Source organism: Hymenobacter rubidus, from assembly GCF_016734815.1.
GTDB lineage: Bacteria > Bacteroidota > Bacteroidia > Cytophagales > Hymenobacteraceae > Hymenobacter > Hymenobacter rubidus.
On record NZ_JAERQF010000007.1, the window covers coordinates 147,372 to 162,275 of the forward strand.

General features: G+C 61.7%; 9 protein-coding genes. 4 read left to right on the forward strand and 5 right to left on the reverse strand.

All coding sequences use genetic code 11. The annotated features are described in order from the left end of the window. Nucleotides 1–65 precede the first annotated feature (65 nt). Entirely contained in the window at nucleotides 66–4,019 is a 3,954-nt protein-coding gene (locus tag JKL48_RS07610; protein ID WP_201980859.1) for a DUF4394 domain-containing protein, read from the forward strand. Between the two features lie 208 nt (nucleotides 4,020–4,227). On the opposite strand, the gene JKL48_RS07615 is transcribed toward JKL48_RS07610, so the two are convergent. From JKL48_RS07615 to JKL48_RS07625, 3 genes are all read right to left on the reverse strand, one after another. Next, complete coding sequence (locus tag JKL48_RS07615) at nucleotides 4,228–5,628, reverse strand: RtcB family protein (RefSeq protein WP_201980861.1); 1,401 nt, start codon at nucleotides 5,626–5,628, stop codon at nucleotides 4,228–4,230. Between the two features lie 1,481 nt (nucleotides 5,629–7,109). Continuing rightward, nucleotides 7,110–8,633 (reverse strand): TROVE domain-containing protein, encoded by a 1,524-nt coding sequence (locus JKL48_RS07620; RefSeq protein WP_201980863.1) that lies wholly within the window; start codon nucleotides 8,631–8,633, stop codon nucleotides 7,110–7,112. 178 nt (nucleotides 8,634–8,811) lie between these two features. After that, nucleotides 8,812–9,213, reverse strand: a complete 402-nt coding sequence (locus JKL48_RS07625) for a hypothetical protein (protein ID WP_201980864.1) — start codon at nucleotides 9,211–9,213, stop codon at nucleotides 8,812–8,814. A gap of 993 nt (nucleotides 9,214–10,206) precedes the next feature. Between JKL48_RS07625 and JKL48_RS07630 the strand changes: the two genes are divergently transcribed. Together JKL48_RS07630 and JKL48_RS07635 are read left to right on the forward strand one after the other, a co-directional pair. Next, nucleotides 10,207–11,109: a histone deacetylase family protein gene (locus tag JKL48_RS07630; RefSeq protein WP_201980866.1), complete on the forward strand. Its 903-nt coding sequence runs from the start codon at nucleotides 10,207–10,209 to the stop codon at nucleotides 11,107–11,109. A 117-nt stretch (nucleotides 11,110–11,226) separates the two neighbouring features. After that, nucleotides 11,227–12,252 carry a J domain-containing protein gene (locus JKL48_RS07635; protein ID WP_201980870.1) on the forward strand — a complete coding sequence of 342 codons (1,026 nt, stop codon included), beginning with the start codon at nucleotides 11,227–11,229 and terminating at the stop codon, nucleotides 12,250–12,252. Between the two features lie 13 nt (nucleotides 12,253–12,265). On the opposite strand, the gene JKL48_RS07640 is transcribed toward JKL48_RS07635, so the two are convergent. After that, nucleotides 12,266–13,195 (reverse strand): alpha/beta fold hydrolase, encoded by a 930-nt coding sequence (locus JKL48_RS07640; protein ID WP_201980873.1) that lies wholly within the window; start codon nucleotides 13,193–13,195, stop codon nucleotides 12,266–12,268. A gap of 95 nt (nucleotides 13,196–13,290) precedes the next feature. Further along, complete coding sequence (locus JKL48_RS07645) at nucleotides 13,291–13,884, reverse strand: TetR/AcrR family transcriptional regulator (protein ID WP_201980876.1); 594 nt, start codon at nucleotides 13,882–13,884, stop codon at nucleotides 13,291–13,293. A gap of 371 nt (nucleotides 13,885–14,255) precedes the next feature. On the opposite strand from JKL48_RS07645, the gene JKL48_RS07650 reads away from it, so the two are divergent. Beyond that, entirely contained in the window at nucleotides 14,256–14,903 is a 648-nt protein-coding gene (locus tag JKL48_RS07650; protein WP_201980878.1) for a hypothetical protein, read from the forward strand. Nucleotide 14,904 lies beyond the last annotated feature (1 nt).

The window sequence follows — 14,904 nt, forward strand, 5'->3', positions numbered from 1 at the left end:
CCGCCCTCCTGCTTGGCAACATAGTTGGAGTACGGGCCCAACAGTTTCTTTACGGCATAGGTACGTTGAGCCGTACCATTGATGCGTCGGAAGGCAACCCGTTCCTCCCAACCGGTGTCACCTATGAAGCCGGCACGCAAGGCATTTTTAGAATTAGCACTGTTCCGAGCACTTTTGGTAGCCCGGCAACGCTGGCCACCCCGATAACTGGGTACACCACTCCTACTACGGCGACTCCGCGCCAAAGCATTATCGGGTCCGATTACCGGACCAGCAATGGCCTGCTGTATGCCCTGGGCTATACTCCACCTAGCAATGCCACGCTGCCGGGCTCGGCGCAGCTCTACACACTGGCACCAACCACCGGGGTCCTGACCCCGGTAGGAACAGCCCAATCTTTGATACTAGGCACAAACATTACGCATATCGGATTTGACTTTAACCCGGTTGAGGATTTGATTCGGGTAGTGGGCTTATCAGGCAAGAATTACCGTTTAAATCCAGCGACCGGAGCCATCGCAAGCATCGATACAGACGTGGCGTATGCAGCTACCGATACCCGCGCGGGCATAACGCCAGGCATTGGCACCGTGGCCTACACCAATGCCTACATTGGCGCTACCACCACGCAACTGTACGACATTGACGAAGTCAATGGCGCCATACTGGTGGGGCAGAATCCGCCCAATGCCGGCACCCTCAACAGCATTGCCCCCATTACCAACCCGCCTAGCTTCGTCAATTTTTCTGTAGCACAGGGCCTGGATATAGATATTTCCCATATTTCCGGTGCGGATGTAGCGTATTTGATAGAAGTGTCGGACCCGGACTTGCGGCCGACAGTGACTGTTTTTGGCACCACTATACCGAACCCCAATTATGGTGCAGCGGCCAGCAACCTGCAAATTCTGAACCTGACCGATGGCACCGTGACTAACCGGACGAACGTAATTCCGGCGCGGAACCTCACTCCCTTCAACATCTACGACATTGCGGTGCCCATGCCCAATCCGCTTATTTCGGTGCGGCAAGGCATTCTTACCTTAGCCAACGGGGCTACCTATTCCGGCTTCCCCAATACCCAGGTGGGCAGCACGTCGGCCCCGGTTACGTTCACCATTTCCAATGCCAGCACAACCGACCCGCTGACGATTTCAGGCATCAGCACCACGGGCGAATTTGCTCTGAGCGGCACGGCACCCACCACGGTGGCTCCCGGTGGCTCGGCTACGTTCGACCTCACGTTTACGCCCACGGTGGCTGGCACCCGCACCGGTACGGTGAGCATCGCCAACAACAGCCCTGGCAACACGCCGTACGTCATCAACCTCAGCGGTGTGGGAGTTGCCCCCAATCCGCTCATCAGCGTAAGCCAGGGCGCTACTACCTATGCCAATGGCAGCACGTATAGCGGCTTTCCCACCACGGCCCAGGGCAGTACTTCTTCGCCGGTGACGTTTACCATCACCAACAGCAGCACCACGGATGCGCTGACCATTGGCGGCATTACCACCACGGGCGACTTTGCCTTGAGCGGCGCGGCCCCTACCACGGTGGCTCCGGGCGCCAGCGCTACGTTCAACCTCACGTTTACGCCCACGGCGGGCGGCACGCGGACGGGCACGGTGAGCATTGCCAACAACAGCCAGACCAACAACCCCTACGTCATTAACCTCAGCGGTCAGAGTCCCGTCAATCCTTTGATTGCGGTGAGCCAGGCCGGTACGCCGGTTGCAAACGGCAGCACCTTCTCGGGCTTTGCCACTACCACCCAAGGCAGCAGCTCCACGCTCACCTTCACCATCACCAACGCCAGCGCCACGGATGCCCTGACACTGGGTGCCTTCACCGTAACCGGGCCGTTTGCCGTGAGTGGCACCGCGCCTACCAACGTGCCAGCCAACAGCACCGCCACCTTTGACCTCACCTTTACGCCTACTGCAATTGGGCTCAATACGGGCTCGGTAAGCATTGCCAACAACAGCCAGGCCAACAACCCCTACGTTATTACCTTAAACGGCCAGGGCACGGCAGCCGCGCCCGTGGACTTGGTGGTAAGCACCACGCAGAACGTGACCGGGACATACCGCAACGTCACCATCTTGGGGCCCAATACCGTGGGCGGCACCTCCAGCAGTGGCATTGCCAACCTGACGGGCTCCCTTTCCTACTCGGGCGCGCTGGTGGTACAGCCCGGCGGCGTGCTGCTGCAAAACTGTCAGTCTATCACCGGCAGCGGCAGCTTTGAGTTGCAGGCCGGCGCTGCCATCGCCATCTGCGACCCGGCCGGCATTGTAGCGGGCACGGCCTTGAGCGGCGCCGTGCAGGTAACGGGAGGCCGCAGCTTCAGCCCCGATGCCAGCTATTTGTACAATAACAACACCAATACGCCGCAAGTAACGGGCTCGGGCCTGCCCAGCCAGGTCCTGAACCTGGGTGTCCTCAACACGGGCAACGTGACCCTTAGCCAGGCTGTGGGCGTGAAGCAGGTACTGCGCCTGCAGGCGGGCAACCTGAACACCGGCGGTCAGACGCTCACGTTGCTTTCTTCTTCTGCAGGCACGGCGTTGGTTGATAATACCGGCACAATCGGCATTGGCGGCGTGGTGAATGGCACTGCCACAGTGCAGCGCTACATCACGCCCAATCTGAACGGCGGCCTGGGCTACCGGCACTACAGCTCGCCGGTGCAAAGCACCACCGTGGCCGACCTGACGACGACCGGCTTCACGCCCGTAGTAAATCCGCTGTATAACACGCAGGGCAACAGCGTGACGCTCTTCCCCACTGTGTATAGCTACGACCAATCCTTCGTCAACGTCAGTACCGGCGCTGCCAACGCCGACTTTGACAAGGGCTGGCGCTCCCCCAACACCACGGGCGATGTACTGGTGCCTACCCTGGGCTATACCGTGAACATCACCGCCTCGGCCAACGTGGACTTTGTGGGCACCCTCAACAACCTGACCCTTCCGACGGGCAGCCTGCTGCGCGGCAGCCAAACCATGAGCGGCTACCATCTGCGGGGCAACCCCTACCCGTCGCCGCTCAACTGGTCGTCGATTCTCAGCAACAACCGCGCCCCCGGCATCGAGAATGCCCTGTATGTGTTCAAAAGCAGCGGCCAGTACTCGGGCACCTACACCAGCTTCGTGAACGGCCAAAGCACCAATACGGGCACCAATATTTTGCCGCTGGGGCAGGGCTTCCTGGTGCGCACGGCGCCTGGCCAGACCGGCAGCATTACCTTCGATAACGTAGACCGCATCACGACCTTCGACCCCACGCCCTTCCAGCGCGGCGCCCGCGATACCCGCACTCAGCTCACCATTGCCCTGGGCAATGCCAGTGTTCGCACCCAAGCCGTAGTCTATTTTGAAGCCGGGGCCACTGCAGCCTTCGATGCAGCCTTCGATGCCCACACCCTGCCGGCCCCCAATGGCCTGCTGCTGGCCACCGAAACACCGGCCGCCGAGCCGTTGTCCATCAATGGCCTGCCGCTTCTGACCGCGACCGATGTATTGGTGCCGTTGGAAGTAGCCACTGCCGCTGCCGGAACCTACACCCTGAGCGTGGACAACCTCACGAACCTCCCCGCCAACTACCACGCCTACCTGCGCGACGCCCTCACCGGCACCTACACCGACCTGGCCACCACGCCCTCGCTGAGCCTGACGATGGCGGCTTCTGGCCCGCCCAGCGGCCGCTACGCCCTGCTCTTCACCACCCAGGCCCGCGTGCTGGCTACTGCCCCGGCCGCTTTGGCTAAGCTGGCCAGCGTGTACCCCAACCCGGCCCATGGCACCGCTACGCTGCTGCTGCCCGTGGCACTACGCGGCACGCAAGCCACCACCGTGGCAATCGTCGACAACGTGGGACGCACGGTGCTCACCCGCACGCTGGCTGCCGGTGCAGTAGAAACGCTGGACCTGCCCTTGGCTGGTTTGGCTCCCGGCATCTACTCGGTGCAAGCCCAGACTGCAACTGGTCTGGTAGCCAAGCGCCTTGTGGTGCAATAAGTGCGTCTCTGCCGCTACCGGCAACTAACAAAAAGGCCCCAATTAGACAATTGGGGCCTTTTTGTTTTTCCTTCAGAATACCTTTTTACTTAAAAAAACCTCCCGCCAGAAGCGAGAGGCTTTCCGAGCTATGAAAACAACTGTCCCCTGTGGAGACACGCTGTAAATACGCTGAATGCCGGGTGGTTGGATTGTAAAGCCCATAATTTTATGCCCCGTCCATCCGCACAATTTTCGGGGTGAACGAGCCTAGCACATCCACCAACTCGCGCTGGCTGGCCATTACGGCACGAATGTCCTTATAGGCCTGGGGTGCTTCGTCCAATCCGCCGCCGATGAGTTCGATGCCGTGCTCGGCAAGGTACTTGCGCACCTGGCCTTCGCCCAACTCGGCCTTGGCGCGGGTGCGCGACATCAGCCGCCCCGCCCCGTGCGAGGCCGATGCCAACGACTCGGCCACGCCCCGGCCGCGCACAATGAAGCCAGGGGCCGTCATCGAGCCGGGGATGATGCCGAGCACACCCGCGCCGGCCGGCGTGGCGCCCTTGCGGTGGGTGATGACCTCGCGGCCGTCGGCCAGCCGTTCTTTCCAGGCGAAGTTGTGGTGGTTTTCCACTTTCGCCAGGGGCTTTTCGCCGAGGGCGCGGGCCAGGCGGCGGTGAATCTGCTCGTGGCAGGCCGAGGCGTAGTCGCCGGCCAGCGTCATGGCGGCCCAGTATTCCTGGCCGGCTTCGGTGTCGAGGCCGAGCCAGGCGAGGTGCTGGGCTTCGCCGGGAAGCTGGCACACGTCCTTGGCGAGCTTGGTGTAGCGCTCGGCAATGCCGGCGCCCAGGCCCCGCGAGCCAGAGTGCGAGAGCACGCCCAGGTACTGGCCCACGGGCACGCCCAGCTCGTTTTCCGCCTCCGTGATTTCGACGATGCCGAACTCCACAAAGTGGTTGCCGGAGCCGGAAGTCCCGACTTGCTCAGCAGCTTTATCGAGCTTATTTTTCAGGAAGGGAATTTCCCGGAACTCGGGCCGGTCAAGCACGGCGTGGTCGAGGCGCTGGCCCCGCTCCCAGCCCCGGCCGCTGCCGAAGCGGGTGTTTTCGAGCAGCAGGCTGCGCAGCTCCTGAGTGCGCTGGGCGAGGTATTTGGGCGGCAGGTCGAACACCGACAGGGCCATGCGGCAGCCGATGTCGACGCCCACGGCGTAGGGAATCACCGCGTTATCCGTGGCGAGCACGCCGCCGATGGGCAGGCCGTAGCCATGGTGGGCGTCGGGCATGAGCGCGCCGGCCACGGTCACGGGCAGTTTCATGGCCGTTTCCATCTGGTGGATGGCGCTGGGGTCGATGTGCTCGGCCCCGAACACGGCGTAGTCCTTGCGCTCCACCAGGGCAATGTGGCGGTTGGGCGGGGGCAGCAAGGCGGCGGCCGTGTGGCTCCAGTCGAGGTGGGTGAGGTAGTTGTTGGGATTATTCAGAAGTTGACCTAGCAAAGCCAGCTGGTCGGTTTGGGAGAGTTTTTTGAGATGCTTGCGCTGCAATTGCGCCAGCGCGAGCCCAATGGCACGGCCTTCGGGGAAACCAAGGTTTCGGAGGTCGTTGCCGCGTAGTGAATTGGCCATGGGAATGGTCGTTGCACGAGGGTGAGGCGCTTAGTTGGGCCTCATTCGTTGATGATGAAAAAGAAATAAAACGGGCCGGGCAACAGACGCAACGCCCAATGATGTGCTCTAACCGACTGAGCGACCGCGAGCCAAAGCCCACGGGCCGGCCTCGAACCGGCGACCCCATCGCCCCTAGCGAAGTAGGGCGGTGCTACGGCACCGGCGCGTTTTATTCAGAAAAAGCCGGAGCAACAGGCGGCTTGCATTGGGCCAAAAGGCGACTTAACAGGTCGAAGAACGCAAGCCTACGGCATCCGGCCGTGTGGCGTATAGAGACGCAATATTTTGCGTCTCATCGTTGAACGAATCGCCGGACGATTTCCAGACGATGAGACGCAAGTGTCGCGTCTCTACCGCAATTTCAAATTCCGCCGGGGCAACAAGCGCCCGGCCTGCTAGTCCTGCTCTACCACTGAGCTACGAAAACGGCCTCATGGCTATTTCCGGCGGGGTTCAAACCCGCGACCTGGGCGTTAAAAGCGCGAAGCATGGCCGGACTACGGCGCCCGGACAGGAATTGAAATCAATGCATTGGGGCAAAAAGCGGCGAGTGACTAGAACGGTATTGCGCTTTCGACCACTCAGCCACTTCAGCCGTTGCCAGCTGAAGGAGGGATTCGAACCCCCGATTCCAATCGGAACAACATAAACGAAGGAACACTCGCCTACGGCACCCAATGCAAGCTTTTGTTTCCGGCTGGGGCAACAGGCGCCGGGCCAGTTGGGGCGGCCCTACCGATGCGCATTCGCGCCGCCTCGCGGCGGCACTTCGGGAGTCGAACCCGCGACCACCCCTCATTTGGAGCGAAGAACGGCCCGGCTACGGCACCCATCTGGAAACGGATTGTTTAACATACCTCCCGAAAAATTCAGGGCAACAAGCGGCGGGCGTGTCAACCGCAACCGAAGCTGCGGAGGGGGAATCAAACCCGAGAAAGGTCCCGAAGGGCCATTCTTTCACCAAGCGAAGTAGCGCCCGCCTAAGGCACCCGAACCAGGCGGAGCTGGCCGAGGTGGGACGTGCCACCCAGTTGGGGGCCCCGTCCCGGTCGGCGACTGCCCCGAGTGGGCAGCCGTCTTCCTCATGTCAGCAATTTTTAAACGTAAGTCATGTCTGTTTTATTTTGAAAGCGCGGTAAGCAAGGGGAATGAGCGGCAGGCCACGTTTGATGAAGGGAGTCGAACCCTTGCCGCTGAAGCGGCCACCAAGCACCCGCGAAGTAGGCCATGCCTACGCCACCTTGCACCGCGCGGCCGGGGGTTCCGCTTTATTGCCCGGCCGGGTTTTCTAATTTATTCCATTTGTCATCGTAACCGTCTGCCATCCTGAGCGCAGCGAAGGACCTTATCACCGAAGAACGGTTTGCAGTAGTCCAATCGTGACAAGGTCCTTCGCTGCGCTCAGGATGACAGACGGTTACAATTATGACAGACGCTGATTACAGCTCTATTTTCTCGATTTCCGTCAGGGCCGAGCCGCCGTTATCGAGCGCGCTCAGCACGTCGAACACCTTGTCGGACCAGCCGGCGATGAGGGCCACGCCCGTTTCGGGGCGCAACTCCAGCGGGGCGGTGCCGTGCCCGGCCAGGTCGAAGAGGTAGAGGCGGGCGTTAGGGGCCACGGTGCGGCGGTAATCGGCCCAGATTTGGCTGAATACGCCTCCGCCGTTGGCGCTGTTCCAGAGCTGGCAGTCGGTGAATAGCAGCACCTTGTCTACCACCTCACGGCGCAGCAACAGCTCCTGCACTACCAGGTGGCCGTTGGTGGAATAGCCTACCTCGCCTTCGCGCTGGTAGAGCTCGTCCACATTGCGCAGCACTGGGCCGCGGGGCAGGCTGATGCGCTTCCAGATGTTGCCGAACATGCCGGTAACTACGTTCTGGCAGCGGCTCTGGAGCAACATGCTCAGCACCAGGCCCACGTCGTAGAGCAGCACTTTGCTACGGGCCGAAATGGGTTGCTGCATCGAGCCCGACACGTCGCAGGCCAGCACCACGCGGGTGTCGTGCCCGAAACCGCGCAGGTTCACGGCGCTGTGCGCAATGGCCGTTTCCAGGGCCGCCAGCACGCCGGCCACGTGGCCGCTCTGCAAGGCTTTCACCTCGCGGTAGGCGGCCAGGAAGCGGAACGGCAGCTGCTTGCTGCGCGCCACCGCAAACCGGTCGGCCAGGGTGTCGCACACCCGCTCCATCGTCGCGGCCGAAACGTTGGCTTCAAGGATGTTGCGCAGGTTGCGGAGCAAGGCCATGTAGCCCAGCTTGCCGCTGCCAATGAGCGTTTCCCAGGTGGCGCGGACGGCCGTTTGCCGGTCCGCCTCGGTGGCGTAGGTGCCCTGCCCTACCGCCGATAGCTCGGTTTCCCAGGTGTAGGGCGTGGGCAATTCGCCGCGCACCAGCTGGTTGAAGAGGGCTTGCTGGGCCTCGTCTTTCGCATTGGGGTGCACCAGGAAGAGGGCATCGCGCAGGCGCACAGCGCCGTCGCGGTCGTACTTGGCCAGCTGGTAGCCGTCGAACCGGTTGAAGCTGAGGGCCAGGCCTTTTTGCAGCTGCTTGGAGAGGCGGTTGAGGATTTTGGTCCCGCTCCGGGCGTTGGCCTGGGCGTAGAAGGCCAGCAACTCCGTGATTTCATCGGGACGTTGCACCACGCGGGCCACCAGGCGGCTCACGAGGTTGTCGCCGCGGTGCAGGCGGGCCAGCTCCACGCACAGCACCAGCGGCACCGAGCGCAAATTCAGGCTTTCGCGGGCATACACCGCCAGTTGCGCCACAAACCGCGGCTCGTTCTTCGCCACCAAGTCCCGCAAACGCTGCAAGCGCGTGTCGGCTTTTTCGTAGAACTGGTCGCTGAGCGCGGCGGTGGCCACGGCGGCGTACAGCTCCACCTGGGGCGTGAGCGTGAAGGCGGGTGCGCCTTCGTGGTTTACCGTGGGAGCGGTGTTTCGGGAGAAGAAATTGAAGCGCATAGTGCTGGTTATTAATGATTTTACTGGTTTATTGGCGCGACTGGCGGAACCTCACCCCCGGCCCCCTCTCCCGCGGAGAGGGGAGCCACGGCGGCGCAATCGCATACAGTCTTATGCAAACGTCAGGCTCCCCTCTCCGCGGGAGAGAGGCCGGGGGTGAGGTTCCGGCGTCAGGCGACTACTCCCACTCAACCCCGACGTGCTTCGACAGCACCAGGCGGGACTGGCTGAGCCACTGAATTATCCAGGCGTGCTCCTGCGGCGTCATCCAGCGGTTGTAGCGGCCGCGGACCTGCACCACGGTGCGGTGGGCGTTGACTTCGATGGTCAGGCCACGGGTGCCGTCTACGGTCAGCGAAAAGATGCCGCAGCGGCCCGCCAGGCACGCCGCATAGAGCTGCGCCAGAGGCGAATCGACGCCCAATGCCTCGTAAAGCGCATGGGGCGAGCCGAAGGAAAACAGGTATTCTACTTGCTTAGACTGGGGCCAATTGCGCCAGTCGATGTGCCGCGCGAGGGCGGCACCGGCCTGCTGGCAGCAGTAAGCTTCTGCCGAAAGGGGTTTGTTACGATTTGCCATAAAGCGAGGGCCTGCCCGCAGACAGTGCCTAGCTAGGTTTTCGATAAGGAGAAGTGGGTGCCCGCAACGGGCGGCCCGATTTCAGCCGTTTCAGGGTGCGCGCCGGGCGCAACCAATGGGCCGCTGGCTGGAGCGGCTGGCCCGCAGCAAGGGGCCGATAAATGGGCGGAGGAGCTAAGAAGCGCATGGCTAAAAAAGGGGAATTAGAAGGGTGAAAAATTGAAATTAATTAGCAAATTGGTGCGCAATAATTATTCGAACCAGTAGTCATTTTTAATTCAATTTGAATTAGACATACTTTTCCCGTTCAAATAAAAATGCGTTTTTATTTGACAATTAATAACACGAAAAAGCCCGGCTTTTGCGGGCCGGGCTTTTCTATTTCGCGGAAGCTTACGCCGAGGTTATCGACGACTCCAACCAGGAAGAAAAGCGCGACCGTGCCAATCCAGCAAGCCACCATCGGGCCGGAACTGGTACTGTTTGGGCAGGTAACTGGGGCGGATGTTGTGCATGGATTGAATGAGGTAAGCGGTTGATAACCGGCTAAAAACAAAAAACCCGAGCTGATGGGCCCGGGCGGTGTCAAACTTCAGCGGGGGCTGAAATCAGGCAAACGTACCGAGCAGGAACAGCCGTTCTGGCTGCTTCTTATCCGAATTACTGATGAGGGTTATGTGGCGGTACATGGTTGTTTGCTTTTAGTAAGACAAAGGTTGAGGATTAATTTTAATTGCGCAAATTATTTTTAAAACAATGGATAAATATTTTTTTGAACACGAATTAAATCATGAAAAGGACTTCGTTTAAATCAATTGAAACGTCATGCAGAGCGTAGCGAAGCATCTTTACTGCTGCAGTAATCCAATCAACAAATTTAGTATTGCGGTAAAGATGCTTCGCTGCGCTCTGCATGACGTTCTAGTGCTGCCATATTGCGCTACTTACAACCGCGCAAAAACCCCACCCACTCATTCGCAGTACCTGCGGCGTATGCCTTGCCTCGCCACTTCCGACCATTACACCCTCGACCTGCCCGCCGGCCACCGCTTCCCCATCGCCAAGTATGCCCTGATTCGGGAGCAGCTGCTGTGGCAGGGCATTGCGGCGCCGGAGGATTTTTACGAGCCCGGGCTCTGCGCCGAGGAAGACGTGTTGCGCGTACACACGGCCGGCTACTGGCACAAGGTGCGCGACTTGCAGCTTTCGGCCCGCGAGGTGCGCAACCTGGGCCTGCCGCAAAGCCCGCAGCTGGTGCGCCGCTCGCTGAGCAGCAGCGCCGGCACCCTGCAATCGGCTTTGCGGGCCCTGCGCGACGGCATCGGGCTGAACCTGGCCGGCGGCACCCACCACGCTTTTGCCGACCGGGGCGAGGGCTTTTGCGTGCTCAACGACCAGGCCATTGCCGCCGCGCACCTGCTGGCGCACAGGCTGGCCCGGCAGGTTCTGATTGTGGATTTGGACGTGCACCAAGGCGACGGCACGGCCAGCATTTTCCGGAACGAGCCGCGCGTGTTCACGTTTTCGATGCACGCCGGGGCCAATTATCCGCTGCGCAAAGAGCAATCGGACCTGGATATGCCGCTGGCGCTGGGTACCGGCGATGCCGACTATCTGGCGCAGCTGGCGGCCACGCTGGAGCCGCTGATGGCGCAGGTGCGGCCCGATTTCATCTTTTACCAGGCGGGAGTGGATGTACTGGCAACCGACAAGCTGGGCAAGCTGGCCCTTACGCCCACCGGCTGCCGGCAGCGCGATGAGCTGGTGCTGGGAATGTGCCGAACGCGGGGACTGCCGGTAGCCGTGAGCATGGGCGGCGGCTACTCCGAGCGGCTGGCCGACATTGTGGATGCGCACTGCAACACGTTTCGGGTGGCGTTTGAATTGTGGCCGTAGGAACGCGCCATGGCGCGTTCAATCGTTGCCGACTTGCGGTAGCATAACCCGTTTCCAACGCCAGACGAATACGCTGCAATCGAATGCGCCATGGCGCGTTCCTACCTTTGCCATTAAATGAAAAAAGCCGATTCTGCGCACCTCGACCGCATTACCGTTCCGGTTCGCACCAACGAGCTGCCCACAGGCACGCCCGCGCAGCAGGCCTTCCGGCAGGCCATTCTGGACGTAGAAAATCTGCGGGAGCGGCTGCGCGACTTGCGCACCGAGCAGGCCGAAGCGCGGCGGCGCTACTGGCAGCAGGTAGGACCGGCCGCCGGAGCCGTGGTGGGGGCCCGCCACGCCCTGTACCCCGCGTTGGAAGAAGCCCTGTTGCTGAGCTACTTCAGCCGCTTGGAGGAACAGCAGATTTTGGGCCTGATTCTGGGAAATGCCCGCTCGCTGGAGAAACGTTTTGGGGAAGATGAGGGCGAAATCATTCGCAAGTACGCACCGCCCAGAAACCGGAACGAAGCCGCTTCCGAAACCACATCAACCGAGAAGCCCACCCCAAAAGCCGAGGCCGAGTTCATCCCCGACCCTACTCTGCCGCCGCACGCGCAGGCTGCCCAAGCGGCCAAGGCGCGCCGCAAAACCAAAGCCCAGCGCCAGCAGGAAGCCGCCGAGCAAGCCGCGCAGGCCGACCAGAAGCAGCTCGAATCCAACACCAAAACCATCTACCGCCAGCTGGCCCGCACGCACCACCCCGACCTGGAACGCGACCCCGCAAAGCAAGCCGCCCGCACGGCCCAGATGCAGCGCATCACCGAAGCCTACGAGGCCGACGACCTGTATACCCTGCTGCAGCTGCTGGCCGAATCCGGCCCGGCCGACTCGGAAACCGACGACGTGCTGGCCCGCTACACCCGCGCCCTGCTCCAGCAACAAACGCAGCTGAAGCAGGAAATGAACGAGCTGAAATACGGCCCCGACGGCTTTATTACGGGCTCCGGCAAAAAGCAGGAGCTGGAACTCCGCCAACTCAAGCGCGACCTGCGGGCTGAGGCGGAATACGTGCAACACATCGGCCGGCTAATCAGTGAGCCCGATGGCATGCGCGAGGTATTGCGCCAACTGGCCGCTGAAGGGCTGGAAACAATATAAATCCAGGCCGCCACTATTCGCTGATAAACGTTACAGCGGATTGCACCACAGCAGCATCGCGCAGAATTCGGTTGTGGCCGAGGCCGCGCGTGGCTTGTAGCACGGCCCCAGGCCAGTCGGCCACAATCTGCACTCCTTCGGCAAAAGGAATGATTTCGTCGCTTTCGTCGTGCAACACCAGCACTTTTTCGGCCCCGGTAGCGGGTCCGGCGGCCGCCACGGCGAAGGAATCGGCGGGCCGGCCGGTTTCCCGCAGAATGTGGTCAGCAAAGCGTGTCACCAGGTTATTGGGCAAACCCAGGAAATCGGCGAAGCGGCCGGCTACCACGCGGGGGTTCAGCGGCGCGCTTATCAGCACGAGGCGCGGCAGCGGGGCAGCATCTGGCAGCTGCACCGGCAGCCCGGCCACCGAGGCCGCCCCAAACGAATGGGCCACGACGGCGCGCACCTCCTCCACCGTATCCACCACGGCCTGCACGGCGCTGCCAAAATCGATAAGCGTGGTTTGCCGGCCACTGGAGGCGCCGTGCGCCGGACCGTCCAACGCCACCACGCGGTAGCCGGCCGCCAGCAAGGGCTGCACCCAGGCCCGCCAGAAACTGGCCCGGTGCTCCCAACCGTGCACCAGCACCACGGCCGGGGCGGTTGGTTCACCCCATTCATACACGGCAAGCTGGCCGGTGCTATGCGCCACGGCTCGGCGGCGAGCATCGGCCAGCGCGGGCGCTTCCCAATCCTTGACAGGCAAGCGGCGCGGCGTAGTAAAAAGCCGCCACGCCTGCCGGAAAGCCAACGCTGGTGTCACGGCCCACAGCGCTTGCAGCTGCCAGCGCAGCCACCGCAGGCCCGGCGGCGGTGAGGGATAACGCACCGAAGGCGCCACGGGCGTGGGCGGCGTTTCGGTCGTGAATAGTTCGTGGGCGGGCGAATAGGTATTGGTCATGCGGTCGCAGGGTTGTAGCACATGCTGCAGCTTGTGCCGGGGTGTGCTAAAATCAACCATTCAAATGCACAGGCCAAAGCATGTGCTCCAAGCATTTACGAAGCAAAAAGCTCCAGCCGCAGTTGGCCCACTATCACCTGGAACGGCGTTTCATCGTGCACCCGCGCTACCTGCAAGGCCCCCGCCAACGTGGTAAGCACTTGCGCCGCCTTGGCCGCCGGGCTGCCCACAAAGCGCAGCGTGCCGGTGGCCCGGCCCACGGCCAGCACCTGGGCCAGCCACTCGGTCAGCTCACGGTTGAAGGTGCGCAGCTCGGCCTGCATGGGGGCGGGCAAGGTGCGGAAGTCGGCCGCCAGCGAGCCAAACAGGCACACACGGCGGTCGTGGCCGAGGTGGTTTTCATACACGGCCAGCAGGGCTTCGAGCTGTTGCTGAGGCGGCAGGTCGGCCACGCGGGGCAGGTCGCGCCACTTGCGCAGGCGGCGCAGCTGGCGCGCTACCAGGGCCGTGCCCAGGTCGTCTTTGCTGGGGAAATGGTAGTGAATAGCGGCCGGCTTCACGCCCAGCTCTTTGGCCAGGTGCTGGTAGCTGAAGGCGTTGAAGCCGCGCTCCAGAAGAAAATCTTCCGCAAGGTCGAGAATGCGCGTGCGGGTATCGGGAACAAGCGAAGGAGTAGCAGGAGTCAGCATATCGGTACAAATATACCACTTACTTACTAGTTAGTAAGTAAGTGGTATATTTTTTAAAACAAGGCTCAACTAGAGCAGATTCGGAGTTAGTGTATATGCGACACCATGTAGGGGCGGGGCCTGTCCCCGCCCGTCGTTGCACGGAATCGTTGAGACGGCGCCACTAGCCGGGCGGGGGCAGGCCCTACATGGTGTCGCATACACACTAACTCCGAAAGCGCGGTAGACTCATTGTTATGGCCATTCCTTACTTTGAACCAATGATGAAACGGTACTGTCTGCTCGGGCTACTTGCCTCGCCTCTTGGGCTTTGCGCCCAGCCTCGTACTGTTCCAAAGCCCCAGACGTCGGCATGGCGCTTTGCTTTGCCGGTGGCGACCTCGGGCCGGGTGACGTACCGCGACACGGCTTATGCGCCGGGCGTTTCGGCCAAACAGCTGCTCGATGCCGCCTACGACACCTTTGCCCGGAACCTGCTTTACTTCGATTACCCGCTCACGCCAGCGGATACGCTGGGCATGCCGCGCCCGCACGAACCAGCTGCGCCCGGCGAAACCATCTTTACCGGCTCCGTGCTGGTGTTTGACCCGCAGTCGCCCCCGCCGGTGTACGTGGCGGGGGTGAGTCCTCCGCTCGACCCCAAGGGCGTCTACCCGATGCTCCGGTACGCCGTTTTCACGCTCCGGCTCAGGGCCGAGGAAGGCATTTGCATCATCTCCATCACCGACCTGCGGCTGCGCAGCATCCCTTTCGACCACCAAATGAAGCGGATGCTGGCTCAATACCCACAGAAATCTGGCGCGGCTCCGCCCCTCACCCACCGGCTACCGGGCCAGGCAGTTGAGGCGTTGTATGCCCGTTGGCTGTCCAATGCAATACCCCGCAAATCGGCGCCTGCCAAATCCGCTCATTCTGCCGCACCCACCGAAGCCGAGGTCCGCCGCCTCGATGAGACCATGCGGAGCACCGCTTACCTGCTGCGAAAACAGATGCAGGCCCAAGCTCCCAAGCCGCATTAAA

What these genes read in the sequence shown, in the direction of transcription:
- JKL48_RS07615 (WP_201980861.1), bottom strand. Translation starts at nt 5,628, where the DNA reads ATGGCCAATTCACTACGCGGCAACGACCTCCGAAACCTTGGTTTCCCC.
- JKL48_RS07620 (WP_201980863.1), bottom strand. Translation starts at nt 8,633, where the DNA reads ATGCGCTTCAATTTCTTCTCCCGAAACACCGCTCCCACGGTAAACCAC.
- JKL48_RS07625 (WP_201980864.1), bottom strand. Translation starts at nt 9,213, where the DNA reads ATGGCAAATCGTAACAAACCCCTTTCGGCAGAAGCTTACTGCTGCCAG.
- JKL48_RS07630 (WP_201980866.1), top strand. Translation starts at nt 10,207, where the DNA reads ATGCCTTGCCTCGCCACTTCCGACCATTACACCCTCGACCTGCCCGCC.
- JKL48_RS07635 (WP_201980870.1), top strand. Translation starts at nt 11,227, where the DNA reads ATGAAAAAAGCCGATTCTGCGCACCTCGACCGCATTACCGTTCCGGTT.
- JKL48_RS07640 (WP_201980873.1), bottom strand. Translation starts at nt 13,195, where the DNA reads ATGACCAATACCTATTCGCCCGCCCACGAACTATTCACGACCGAAACG.
- JKL48_RS07645 (WP_201980876.1), bottom strand. Translation starts at nt 13,884, where the DNA reads ATGCTGACTCCTGCTACTCCTTCGCTTGTTCCCGATACCCGCACGCGC.